The 11,902-nt window shown below is 43.8% G+C and carries 10 protein-coding genes; 1 reads left to right on the plus strand and 9 read right to left on the minus strand.

All coding sequences use genetic code 11. The features are described 5' to 3' along the window. Positions 1–2: 2 nt before the first annotated feature. From ACZ424_RS01235 to ACZ424_RS01275, 9 genes are read right to left on the minus strand one after another with little or no spacing between them, the layout of a single operon-like run. Positions 3–1,208 carry a POTRA domain-containing protein gene (locus ACZ424_RS01235; RefSeq protein WP_464904703.1) on the minus strand — a complete coding sequence of 402 codons (1,206 nt, stop codon included), beginning with the start codon at positions 1,206–1,208 and terminating at the stop codon, positions 3–5. Beyond that, positions 1,205–1,444 (minus strand): DUF2905 domain-containing protein, encoded by a 240-nt coding sequence (locus tag ACZ424_RS01240; RefSeq protein WP_464904704.1) that lies wholly within the window; start codon positions 1,442–1,444, stop codon positions 1,205–1,207. The genes ACZ424_RS01235 and ACZ424_RS01240 overlap by 4 nt, the downstream gene beginning before the upstream one ends. Then, entirely contained in the window at positions 1,444–1,773 is a 330-nt protein-coding gene (locus ACZ424_RS01245; protein ID WP_464904705.1) for a diacylglycerol kinase, read from the minus strand. The genes ACZ424_RS01240 and ACZ424_RS01245 overlap by 1 nt, the downstream gene beginning before the upstream one ends. Continuing rightward, positions 1,760–3,820: an HD family phosphohydrolase gene (locus ACZ424_RS01250; RefSeq protein WP_464904706.1), complete on the minus strand. Its 2,061-nt coding sequence runs from the start codon at positions 3,818–3,820 to the stop codon at positions 1,760–1,762. Before ACZ424_RS01250 ends, ACZ424_RS01245 begins: the two co-directional genes overlap by 14 nt. Continuing rightward, positions 3,789–4,748 (minus strand): PhoH family protein, encoded by a 960-nt coding sequence (locus ACZ424_RS01255; protein WP_464904707.1) that lies wholly within the window; start codon positions 4,746–4,748, stop codon positions 3,789–3,791. Before ACZ424_RS01255 ends, ACZ424_RS01250 begins: the two co-directional genes overlap by 32 nt. After that, a complete protein-coding gene (locus ACZ424_RS01260) occupies positions 4,723–6,420 on the minus strand; it encodes a mechanosensitive ion channel family protein (RefSeq protein ID WP_464904708.1) in 1,698 nt (565 codons plus the stop codon). The genes ACZ424_RS01255 and ACZ424_RS01260 overlap by 26 nt, the downstream gene beginning before the upstream one ends. Continuing rightward, positions 6,404–9,094, minus strand: coding sequence for an AAA family ATPase (locus ACZ424_RS01265; RefSeq protein WP_464904709.1), 2,691 nt, complete (start codon positions 9,092–9,094; stop codon positions 6,404–6,406). The genes ACZ424_RS01260 and ACZ424_RS01265 overlap by 17 nt, the downstream gene beginning before the upstream one ends. Next, on the minus strand, positions 9,091–9,246 hold the full coding sequence (locus ACZ424_RS01270) for a hypothetical protein (protein ID WP_464904710.1): 156 nt from the start codon (positions 9,244–9,246) through the stop codon (positions 9,091–9,093). Before ACZ424_RS01270 ends, ACZ424_RS01265 begins: the two co-directional genes overlap by 4 nt. Then, entirely contained in the window at positions 9,236–10,747 is a 1,512-nt protein-coding gene (locus ACZ424_RS01275) for a sodium:neurotransmitter symporter family protein (RefSeq protein ID WP_464904711.1), read from the minus strand. Before ACZ424_RS01275 ends, ACZ424_RS01270 begins: the two co-directional genes overlap by 11 nt. Positions 10,748–10,810: 63 nt before the next feature. Here ACZ424_RS01275 and ACZ424_RS01280 point away from each other — a divergent pair, with 63 nt between their 5' ends. Beyond that, entirely contained in the window at positions 10,811–11,740 is a 930-nt protein-coding gene (locus tag ACZ424_RS01280; protein ID WP_464904712.1) for a radical SAM protein, read from the plus strand. Positions 11,741–11,902 lie beyond the last annotated feature (162 nt).

Here is an 11,902-nt window from a genome sequence, read left to right on the forward strand (position 1 = left end):
TTCTACCACCTGAAGGTGAGTTTAAGGGAGCTCTGCGTATCTGCTCCCCGTCCAATACCTCTAAAAAGTTTAAACCTTATGATACCATCAGCTAACCTGACCCAGAACGCCGTTACCTCAATGCCCGTTGAAACCAGCAGGTCGTCCGGCTTCCACCACCTAAAAGCATCTCCTAAGATGATTGTAGGCTTTACGTAAACAGACTTGTCTACTACCGGCCTTCTCAGGCTGAAACTTCCGAAGAAGAACCTTTTTCCCGTTATTCTCTCGGCGCTGTATCCAGGTATGGGGGCTGTCAGCTGATACCCCCCTCCTGAGTAGCCAAGTTTTGTTCCGAACCCGACTGAGTATATCCTCGTTCTCTGGTCTCCAAACTTTACAGAGTTCTTGTAGGTGACGTTAAGGTTTCCCGTCGTCAGGTCTGAAAACTGAGGAAGCGACTGGGAAAGGGAGACTGTTAATCGGCTTCCCACTTGGTAGTAGACCATGTCAGTTGAGGAGTCTTTTGTGTAGGAGAGCTCTCCGTAGTATATCTTCCTGTCTTTGAGGAAGGATGAGTAGTCTGTAAATATAGGCCTTACTCCGACGCTTAAACGGTTTATCTTCCTGTTGTCTAAGTAGAGGTGAGTCCCTAATAGGAGTTCCTTCCTCTTTACTCTATACTCTCCCTTTTTTGTGCCGTTTACTATATAATCTTCTCTGTTTGACGAGTAACTTGCCCCACCGTAAATGTTAATGGAGTTTTTTACTATCCGGTAGAGGTTAAAGTAAGTGTAGTAGCTGTAGCTTTCGCTGTCTGTTTTGAACCATTTTACGTAGCCTATGTAGAGTCTGTGTCCCATGCCTAAAAGGTTATAGTCTCTTACCTCTAAGCCGGCTCGGTAGCTGCCGTTACTCTTCAGTCTAAGTTTGGGAAGAGGAACTATTGGAAATTTCTCCTTCACCTTTAGGACAACGACTACGCCTTCTTCCTTCTTTAAGACTACCGGTTCAACCCTGTAGAACAGGTGGGTGTTGAGCAGGTTTCTTATAGACTCCTTCAGCTTTTTCTCTGAGAACTCATCTCCCGATTTTAAGAGGAGCTCCCTTAAAACGAACCGCTTTTTAGTCCACTTTAGTCCCTCAACTTTTATCTCTTTGACGGGAGCTCCGAAGGATTCACCTACGGTTATTAGTGAAATTAGGAGTGCAGCAAGTATTTTTCTCATTGTTTTCTCGTTAAAACCATTATTAAAAAGGAGAGGCCTGTAAGTAGAAGGCTTATCAGTATGCTGGTTCCGAGAGGGAAGTAGAAAACAAAGTTATCCCGCTTTATGTAGATGTCACCGGGAAGTTTTCCTATGGGAAGGGAGTTCCCCACCTTTGACAGGAGTATTATTAAAAGACCGAAGATTATGAGGACTACTCCGAAGTATACGAGGATTTTACCGACTTCATCAAACATCAGAGCCTCCTAAGAATCTGTGGAAGTAAAAACAGGAAGTCACAGATCAGTGCAAAAACTCCAACTGTTAAAACGGCTGCGGATGCTGCATCCTTTGAGAGCTTTGCAGTCGGTTTAAACTCAGATGTTGCCGTGTCAACGGCTCTTTCAAGTGCCGTATTTAAGAGTTCAAAGGCTAAAACGAGGTAGTTAACAAGGGCAACAACTATTCTTAAACAGCCGTCAAGGAGAATCAGGGAGAGGAAAGTTCCCAAGAGGCTGAGGATCAAGTTTATTCGGAAGTGGGTATCCTCTCTGAAGGCTCCTACGTACCCCTCAAGAGCGAACATCAGACCCTTTAGAACTCCCTTTAATGTCTTTGTCATCGGGATACTCTATCCTGTTATGGTATATGCCCGATAGAACTTTTTTGAAAACCTTTTCTACGGTCTCTATCTCTTTCAAAGATAGTCCACTCTGGTTGAGCTGGCCTTCTTCAACAGTTTCCCAGATTAACCTGTGAATGAACGAGTCAAGGTCAAACTGCTTGTCTTTCATAGACCTTGTTGCTGCTTCAACAGTATCTGCAAGCATCAGAAGTCCCGATTCCTTGAACTGTGGTTTCGGTCCCGAGTATCTGAAAACCTTCTCGTCAACTTTATCTCCGTAGATCTCTTTTGCCTTGTGATAGAAGTATTTCATAAGTTTTGTTCCGTGGTGCTGTTTTATTATGTCTATTACCTTTTCAGGGAGTTTATACTTCCTTCCCAGCTCTTCACCATACTCCACGTGAGATCTGAGTATTGCTGCGCTCTTTTCTGGCGGCAGTTTATCGTGGATGTTTATTCCGTCCAGTTGGTTCTCTATGAAGGCCTGAGGGTTTTTCAACTTACCTATGTCGTGAAACAGCCCTCCTGCCTTGGCAAGGAGAGCGTTTGCCCCTATGGCTTCAGCTGCAGCTTCTGCCAGCGTAGCAACCATAACCGAATGGCTGTAAGTTCCGGGAGCTTTTAGAACCAGTTTCCTTAGAAGGGGGTGATTGAGGTTTATCAGCTCCATGTAAACTATGTCAGTTGTGAAATTAAAAAGATTTGTTATTAGGGGGCTTAAACCGTTTACGGCAACGGCTGTTATAACTCCTCCAGCAAGGGTAAGAACAGGCTCAACGTAGAAAAGGGAGTTAAGTTTAAACCCATAGTAGTAGATAAGTAGAACTAACTGTGATAGAGCAGTTAGGATACTGCCTCTAAACGCGCTTTTGTAGATTATTTCTCGGCTCTTTAGCTTCCTTGAATCAAAGGCAGAAAAGATTGCTCCTACGGTCATTGGAACTATCAAGAACTCCGGTCTTGAGAGGATGAAGCCCGATAGGAGGGTTACCGGGAGTATGTGGATAACTGCTACTTTCTTATTTACAAACATTGAGGCGAAAACGACAGATGTTGCAACGGGGACGTATATGAGGTTTTCGTTTATTGGCAGGTTGAGTGTCTCTAAGGTTAACTTTGAAAGGAATGTGAAGAACTTAATAAAGAAGATGTCAAGTGTTATTACGGTAAATGAGAAGAGAAGGTTTTTCAGCTGATATGCCGAAGGGCTGAGGACTTTGTAGAGCCTTACTACGGAGAAGTAGAGGGCTATAGACAGGAGAAAGAGAGACAGGTATTTGTTAAAGGTTTTTCCCTTTGAGTAGTTTTCCTTGAGAGCTTTAAGCTTTTCAGTCTCTTCTGAGGTAACCCGTTCTCCCTTTTTGACTACTAATTCTCCCTTTTTAAGGCTAATGTAAACAGGTTTTACTTTTGACTCAGCCTGTTTCCATAAGCGTTTTGTCTCTTTCTCCTTAAAGACTATGTTGGGTTCTAACTGCAAGTTCTCGTAAACTTTCTCTGAGGTTTCTCTGTTTTTTATTAGTTTTTGAAGGTCTTTTTTCAGCTCCTCTTGGGCTTTCTCTTGCGTCAGGAAAGCATTCGTCGGAACGATTTTCTCCTTTCCTTCTGAAAGAAGCTTTACCTTTGAATAACCTTTGGGAACTTGAGATATGATTCCCCGGCTGTAGTAAGACCGGAGGAGCCACTTTACAGTTTCCTTCTCTTTGTCTGTGAGGTAGTTGAAGTTTTCAACCTCTCTGATGGTTTTCCTGACGGCTTCCGGGTTGGACTGGTAGAGGGGAAGAACCTGTTTTCGGGCTCTCTCTTTAAGCTCTTCTGTTTTCTCCTTGTTTATTACCTTGATTGATACAGGAGACCTTACGTCTAATGGGCTTACTTCCCCTGGTTTTAGAGTTGGAATATTGACGAGGTTTATGGGAAGTAGAAAAAGCGTTACTACTATTCCCGAAATAACAACGAGAGAGTAGATGATTAAATTAACTCTCCTTTGTTCTCTCATACTCTTCATAGGCCTTGATTATCTCCTGAACTAATCTATGCCTTACAACGTCTTCTCTTGAAAACTCTACTATTTCAATTCCATCTATGCCCTTCAGTATCTTCGTAGCTTCAACAAGCCCAGAAACTTTACTTGAGGGTAGGTCAATCTGTGTTACATCTCCCGTTATGACAACCTTTGAGCCGAAACCGAGCCTCGTGAGAAACATTTTCATCTGCTCTCTTGTCGTGTTCTGAGCTTCATCTAAGATAATGAAAGCGTCGTTTAGGGTTCTTCCTCTCATGTAGGCCAAAGGTGCAATCTCAAATATGTTTCTCTCTAAGTAAGAGTTAACTTTTTCGGGTTCAATCATCTCAAAAAGGGCGTCGTATAGAGGTTTGAGGTAGGGGTCTATCTTCTCCTGAAGTGTTCCTGGTAGAAAGCCCAGCTTCTCCCCTGCCTCAACTGCCGGCCTTGTTAGGATAAGTCTGTTTACAAGCCCCCTTTTGAAGTAGGAGACAGCTGCAGCGACGGCCAAGTAAGTTTTCCCCGTTCCTGCCGGCCCTACGCCGAATACAATGTCGTTCTTCTTTATTGCCTCGTAATACTTTTTCTGAGTTGGGGTTTTTGCAATTATCTTTTTTCCCCTGTATGTTGTGACTATAACGTCTCCCGTTGACTCTTTAACTTTTGACTCTTTCCTTGCTGAAAGCTGGGTTAGATACATGTCAACATCTGCCTTTGTGAGTTTATGTCCCGATTTAACCAATCCTTCAAGGTCTTTAAGGAACTGTTTTGCCTTCTCTTCACTTTCGGAGCTCCCGTTTATCATTATCTCGTTTCCCCGAGAGCCCATCTTTACTCCGAGTATTTGAGCAAGCTTCCTTAAATTTTCCTCGTGGTGGCCAACGATTGTGTAGAAGTCTTCCGGCTCAAGCTCCAGGATTACCTTTATCAATAAAACCTCCTCCTTTGGGTTTCTCTATTTCAACCTTTAAGCTGTTTCTGAACCAAACGTCGTTTTGAGGAAATGGTATTTCAATACCGGCCTCTTTTAGTCTATACCACGCCTTGTAGTAGAAGTCGCTTACGATACTCCTTACCAAAAGGTTTTTCCTTACGTCTATCCAGAATATGGTTCTAAAGATAAGGGCACTGTCTCCAAACTCCTCAAACCTAATAGTTTTGGGAAGGAACTTTACCGTGTAGGGGAGCTCCTCAATAACCGAGAGTAGGATCTCCTTTACCTTCAGCGGATCTGACGAGTAGGCAACGCCTACAGGTATTTTCAGTCTTACGTAAGGGTCTTTGTACGAAAAGTTCACTATTGGAGAACTTATGAACGAGGAGTTTGGGATGGATATCTCAACCCCATCGTTTGTCCGGATTATCGTTGACAGGATTCCTATGTCCTCCACCTTTCCAAAGACGCTGGGAGATGTTGTTCCCAACGTGGTTACTGAAATTGAGGGGAGCTCCAAAATGTCTCCGACCTTTAGTTTCTTGCTGAACAGAAGTATAAAACCGCTTACGTAGTTGTTCATTATCGTTTGGAGACCAAAACCTATACCTACGCCCAAAGTTCCAGCTATGGGAAGTAGAACCTTCCAGGTGATTCCCAAGCTGGAAAGGAGAACGATAAGGTTAAAAAGAACTCCTATATTAAATATTAATGCTTCTGCCGAACCTCCCTCTACTTCTCTTCTCTCCTTTGGAAATGAAAGCTTTACGAGTTTTTTGCCCGTATTGAGGAGTGAAAAGAGGATTATTCCCCAGAAAACCGAGTTAATAAGGTTTTCTACCGATATCTTTATCAGTTCCGTATTAATTAAGTAAAGGGAGTGCAGTTTGTCTATTAGAACTCCGAAGTTTGAAAATCCCTTTAGAATGAGTATTAAAACAAGAATGTAGATTGTAGATACCAAAACTTTAAGGTTCTGTTCAAGAGATTCAAGGTCTTTTTGGGGAAGCTCCCTCTGTAGCTTTTCCTTTAGGAAGGGAAGGAGTTTAGAGTTTATAACGGTTAAGAGGGCAGTAAGGAAGACTATAAGAGCCATTCCCAGGAGCGTTTTAAAGTTAAAGTTTAGGTAGTCAAGCTCCCATAGAAGGAAGAGAACTGTTAGGAGGATAGTTCCTGTTACTTTTACTGTTTTCTCAATTATTTTCCTGTTAACTGCAGAACTAAGTTCCCAGACTATCAGAAGGAAACCTAAAAATATGAAAAACTTTTTCAGCACTATTAAAATTTTTAATATTTTTGGGCTTTTAAACGGTAGAAAGAGGAAGAGTGTTGACGTGACAAAGGCCAGTATGAAACAGATGTATGGGATAAACCAGAGCTCCTTCCGGTTTGTTAAGAGGTGTGCAGCTCTCGTTATGTAGATAGCAGAAGTTAGAATTGAGAGGTTTCTCAAGAGCTCTCTGTAGTTCCAGTAGGGCAGTTGGTTTGACAGTAACCAACCGATGGCGAATAGGATTAGAGAGGCTACGGTGAGAAAAATAACGTCTGCTATTGTTTCTTCTACCCTTTTTCTGAGGCTCTTCTTTAGGAAGAGCTCAGTCACAAGTGTGATTACCGCTGTCAAGGCAAAGAGAGAAAATGGGATGTAAAGGTTAGGATCCAACTTCAACGTAGGAGTAGCCTCCTTGGTTTTTAACTCTTATTACCTTGTCTCCTGCCACTTCAAGCTCCGGATCGTGGGTTACTATAAGCATTTGAGGAATTCTGCCTTTGAGTTTTAGGAGAAGTTCCGTCAGTCCCATTCTCCTCTGGGCGTCTAAGTGGACGGTCGGTTCGTCTAAAACTAAAAGTTCCATAGACTGGGAGAAGTTCCTTGCCATTGCGAACCTGAGGGCCAAGGCAAAGGCTACCTGTTGCCCTCCTGAGAGGTCTTCCAAGAGCATCGTTCCCTGGCCGGGCATTCCAAACTCAATGGACAAGTCTTCTGAGATAAAGAGGTCTCCAAACTCAAAGTCAAATGATGAGAAGAACTCTTTGCAGAAGTTTGCAATTTGGGGCAGGAGTGTTGTTCTGACTCTCCTTAAGAATCCCCTTTCCGGGTGGATGCTCTCCTGAACTCTTTGGAGAATGTAGAGACTGTTCCTAACCTTTTGAACGTTCTCCTTAACCTTCTGGAGCTCTGCCCTCTTTTCTTCAAGCCGTTTAAGGTTTTCCTCCCTGCTCTTAAGCTCTCCTATCAGCCTGTTGAGTTTTTCCCTTTTCTCCTTCAGTGCATTCTCTGTAGACTTTACGGCCCTTTCAGACGCCAAATAGAGGCTCTCTTTAAAGTTTAGTCTCTCTAACTGTGAAGAGAGCTCCCTCTCTTTCTCGCTCTTTTCTTTTAATTCCTCTTGGAGCTGCTTGAGGAGCTCCCTAAATTCCCTTTCGCTCTTTATTTCTCCTTCTATTTTGTTGAGGAGTTCCTGCTTCTTTTTGAGGTTTTCTATCAGCTCATTTAGCTGCTTCGTTGAGCTTACGTTAATTCCAAACCGCTCCTTTATCTCAGAGGCCTTTTCCTTTAGAGCTATCTCTCTCCTTTCAATCTCTTTGAGTTCCTCTTCTAACTCTCTAAGCTCCTTCTCTTCAGGTAGTCTTGAGAGCTGTCTCTTTACCTCTTTTACCCTTGCCTCTGTCAGCGCAATTTCCTTCTCAAGTTTTGAGAACTCTTCCTTCACATTCTCAAGGAGCTCTAACTTTTCCTTTAACTCCTCTTCTTTAAACTCAACCGGTGCAATTTCCTGCAGTTCCTTCTCTAAATTTGAAATTTCTTCCTCTCTTCTCTTTCTCTCTTGGAGCTCCCCTTTGAGCTTTTCCCACTTTCTCCTCTCTTCCTGAAACTCCTTTTCTGCCTCTTCCAGCCTCAGTTTAAGTGATTTAAGCTCTTCTTCCCTGTTTTTCAGCTCTTTTTGGGCTTCAAGTTTCAGCGTTTCCCTCTTCTCTTGGGGGAGTTCCCCTCCGCAGACGGGACACTCAGACGTTTCCCTCTGAAGGAGCTTCAGCTTCTCCTCAAGCTCGGTTATCCTTGCTGCCGTCTTCTCCTTTTTAACCCTTAACTCCTGAATCTCTCTCTCTAACGTTTTAAGCCTGTTTTCTAACTCCTCTAATTCTTCTGTTGTTACTTCCGGAATGCCTTTCTTCAGCCTCTCTATCTGTTCCTCTAACGATTTTCTTTTTAGTTTTGTCTCCCTAAACTGCTTTTCCCTCTCTTTTAAGGTTTCAACTTCTTCCGTCAGTTTAGTTTTCTCGTCTTTCAGCGATGCAAGTTTCTCTCTTCTCTTCTCCTGTTCACTTTCAAGTTTAGGGAGCTCTTTTTCCAGCTCTTTCCTAATTTGAACTTCTTCTCTCACCCTTTTTATCTTCTCATTACTCCTTTTCTTTTCAGTTGCAACTAAAATTAGCTCCTGTACAACGCCTTTTAACTCCTCACAGAACTTTAAAAGCTGAACTTCAGAGCGAAGCTGTGAAATCTGCTCCTTTCTCTCCTCAATCTCTTTTAGCTTTTCTGAGAGCTCCTCTACTCTTCTTTCATCCCTTTCTCTTTCCTTCTTGAGCCTTTCAAGTTCACCCTTTAACCTCTCAAACTCCTCTTTTGCCCGGCGGAGCTCCTCAAAATCCTTTCTTTCCCTCTCAAGGCTTTCCGTAAGGCCTTCTACCTCTAATTCAAGGGAGTGGAGTTCCCGTTTTAGCTTCTCAATTCTCTCCCTCTCCTCCTCTATTTCTTTCTCCGTTCCCTTAAGGAGTAGGAGCTGATTTTCTAAAACTTTCTCAATACTTTTCAGCTTCTTTATCTCCTCTTTTAACTCCTCGTGTTTCTTTCCGAACTCTTCAAGTCCTAAAAGCCTGTTGAGTATTTGTCTCCTCTCCTGGGGTCTGCCTTTAAGAAGGTCTACTATCTCCCCTTGAGGAACAAAGACGGTATTTCTGAACATGTCTGGAGTAAGCCCTAAACTATGGGATACGGCCCCTTCTACCTCCCTTATTCCCCTTGCAAGGAGCTTTCCGTCTTTCTCAATAACGGCGCTGTTCCGTTTGCGGGAGAGTTCTCTGATAATCCGATACCTGTTTCCCCTGTGTATAAACTCAATTTCAACGGTTGAAGCGTTTGCCCTTCTGTTTATTAGCTGGTCTTTGGTGGTTTTCTCTTTCAAGTCTTTACCGAAAAGCGCAAAGAAAATACCCCTAAGAATAGATGTTTTACCTGAGGCGTTGTCTCCCAAAATTACGTAGGTTTCATCTCCAAACTCCACTTCTGTGTCTTTATGGGAAAGGAAGTTCTCAAGTTTTAATCTTCTGAGTTTTATCATGTAATCTCCTCTCTCTCCTCAAGTAGGTCTTCTTCCGTTTTCCTTTTAACTCTCTTTTCACCTTCTCTTAATATAACGGTGAAACAGAAGACGACAAAGCCGAAGACAGTCATCCAGGAGAAGACCATAAACAGTAGAGAGCTACCCTTCATCACTTATCCTCCTTTTCCTGTCTGCAAGGTAGACCATGAAGAGCTGAACTGCCAGTATAAAGACCATAACAAAACGGGCAACCCAAACCTGAAAGTCTGATGAAGCAAGCTTTTGAGGAAGCTGACCAACCGTCCAGGTTGCAAGTATCAGAAAGAGTGCAACGGGGGTAACGTATTTCAGGATGTAGTAGTAGATTCTCGGGACTTTGAAGAGAGCTCCCCTGTTTATCTCCTCCCAGGCCTTGGAGCTCCCGAAGAACCAGAAGAAGATGATTACCTCAAGGAGTGCAAATAGAACAACGAAGAACGTTCCCGCCCAGAAGTCCATTTCGTCTAAAGCTTTAGGCATGAATATCGGAATTTGGGCCACTAAAAAGGCGAAAATAATAGTTACGGTAACGGCAACCTTCCTTGAGAAGCCAAACTCGTCCTCCAGGAAGGCAACTACTGGCATCGTTATTGCAACGGACGAAGTTGCCCCAGCAAAGAAGAGGAGGAAGAACCAAATGAACCCTATAAAGTCTCCCCCTGTTAAGTGGGAAAAGAGAGCGGGAAGAGTAACAAAAGCAAGGTTAAATGCCCCGCTGTTTGCAACGGCTTGGGCGTTCATAACTCCAAAAAAGGCAACAGCTGCCGGTATTGCTATAGATCCTCCTAAAATTACTTCGGCAAGCTCGTTTAGAGATGCAGCAGAAAGGCCTGAAGCTACAATGTCGTCGTCTTTTCTGATGTAAGAGGCGTAAGTGATAATTGCTCCAAACCCTAAGCTTAGCGTGAAGAAGACCTGTCCGGCTGCGGCAAGCCAGACCTTCGGGTTTGTAAGCTGTGAAAAGTCCGGGTACCAGAGGAAGTCAAGTCCCTGAACTGCCGTTCCGTTTGGAGTTTCTATGAGAATTACCCTGACCATTAGAATTAGAGCTAAAAAGAAGAGGGTAGGCATTGCAACTTTTGCGAACTTCTCAATTCCTCCGGTTACTCCCCTGTAGAGAATGTAGGCGTTAAAGGCAACGGTAATTAAGAAGAAAACGTATGCTGCAACTGAAGGAGCTGTATAGTGCTGAAGGAACTCCGCAAAAGGCTTAAGGTATTCACTTTGAGGGAGGTTTGGGTCAGGGTGTGGAAGAAGGCCGGCTATTGAGAAGAAGGAGTACCCTAAAGTCCAGGATTCAATGTAGATGTAGTAGCAGAGGACGATGAAAGGAACGAACAGACCCAGAGCTCCGATGTATTTTGATATCGGGTTTCTCCAGAGGAGTTTAAAGATAGCGGGCGTTGTTCCGTGTCCTTTAGAGCCTCCATACCTACCTATTGCCCACTCCGTCCACATAAGGGGTACTGCTATTATCAGCATGGCTATCATGTAGGGAATCATAAAGGCACCGCCGCCGTTTTCGGCAGCCTGAGTCGGAAAGCGAAGGAAGTTCCCAAGCCCTACTGCGTTTCCTGCCATAGCCAGTATGAGGCCTAACCTGGAGCTCCAGTGTTCCCTAATTTGGCTCATCTTTTCCCCCAATTTTGTATAAATTGAGTGTTCGGTAATTTTAAAATACGGAGGCTGTTGCTGATGAAATACATCTTTGGTCCTGTCTTCTCCCGGAGGTTGGGTTTTTCGTTAGGTGTTGACCTCGTTCCCTACAAGGTTTGCAGTATGGACTGTCTCTACTGTGAGGTTGGAGCTACAACTGAGAAGACTTTAGAGAGGGCTGAATACGTTCCACTTGACGGTGTTAAGAGGGAGCTTTCCCAATTCCTCTCCTCCTCTCCTGAGGTTGACTACATAACCTTCTCAGGCTACGGTGAACCTACTCTCTTTTCAAAATTGGGGGAGCTTGTAAACTGGCTCAAGGAGAACTACTCAAACTATAAACTTGCTCTTCTTACAAATTCCTCTCTCCTTGAGAGGAACGATGTCCTCAACGAGGTTAAGGGTATAGACGTTGTTCTCCCTTCACTTGACGCCGTTTCACAGCCGGTTTTTGAGAAACTAAACAGACCTGTTCCGGGACTTAAGGTTGAGAGTATCGTTAAGGGAATAGAGAGGCTTTTAAAGGAGACTGAGTGTAAAGTTTGGGTTGAAACCCTTTTTGTTAAGGGAATTAATGACTCCGAAGAAGAAGTAGAGAAGTTGGGAGAGGTAATTCACAGACTCTCTCCCCACAAGTGGCAGCTCAATACAGTTGCAAGGCCTCCGGCTTACGGAGTTGAGGGGCTTTCTTTTGAGGAGCTCCGTCGGATAGCCGAGAAAGTTGGATACCCGGCTACGGAGATAGTTGCCCCTTCAAAGGCAAGGAAGAGAAAATTTCCCTTCCCTCAGCTAAAAGATGAGGTTTACGGAATAGTAGTAAGGAGGCCGTGTCCCGTTGAGGAGATTGCAGACGCTTTAGGCGTTCTGACCGAAGAGGTTGAAAGGGCCGTTGAAGACTTAAAGAGAGAGGGAAAGGTTAAGGAGGTCTTATACGGAGGGGAGCCATACGTAAAAGGTATTTCTGTTTAGCCCTTCTTTTTCTATTTCTCTTTTTAAACCGAGCGTCTGCCCTTACCACTAAGACGGTTAAAGGGGTCTGTTTTGACAGAAACCTTCTTAACCAGATAGAGAGGGAATCCGAAAGGGTTTGCTTTTTCTCTGACTGTAAGTCAGTAGCTGCGGAGCTCCTTA

The organism is Thermovibrio ruber (assembly GCF_055380895.1).

Coding starts and splice junctions, on each gene's coding strand:
- ACZ424_RS01270 (WP_464904710.1), bottom strand. CDS start 9,246: ATGAAGGGTAGCTCTCTACTGTTTATGGTCTTCTCCTGGATGACTGTC.
- ACZ424_RS01280 (WP_464904712.1), top strand. CDS start 10,811: ATGAAATACATCTTTGGTCCTGTCTTCTCCCGGAGGTTGGGTTTTTCG.
- ACZ424_RS01245 (WP_464904705.1), bottom strand. CDS start 1,773: ATGTTCGCTCTTGAGGGGTACGTAGGAGCCTTCAGAGAGGATACCCAC.
- ACZ424_RS01265 (WP_464904709.1), bottom strand. CDS start 9,094: ATGATAAAACTCAGAAGATTAAAACTTGAGAACTTCCTTTCCCATAAA.
- ACZ424_RS01275 (WP_464904711.1), bottom strand. CDS start 10,747: ATGAGCCAAATTAGGGAACACTGGAGCTCCAGGTTAGGCCTCATACTG.
- ACZ424_RS01250 (WP_464904706.1), bottom strand. CDS start 3,820: ATGAAGAGTATGAGAGAACAAAGGAGAGTTAATTTAATCATCTACTCT.
- ACZ424_RS01235 (WP_464904703.1), bottom strand. CDS start 1,208: ATGAGAAAAATACTTGCTGCACTCCTAATTTCACTAATAACCGTAGGT.
- ACZ424_RS01240 (WP_464904704.1), bottom strand. CDS start 1,444: ATGTTTGATGAAGTCGGTAAAATCCTCGTATACTTCGGAGTAGTCCTC.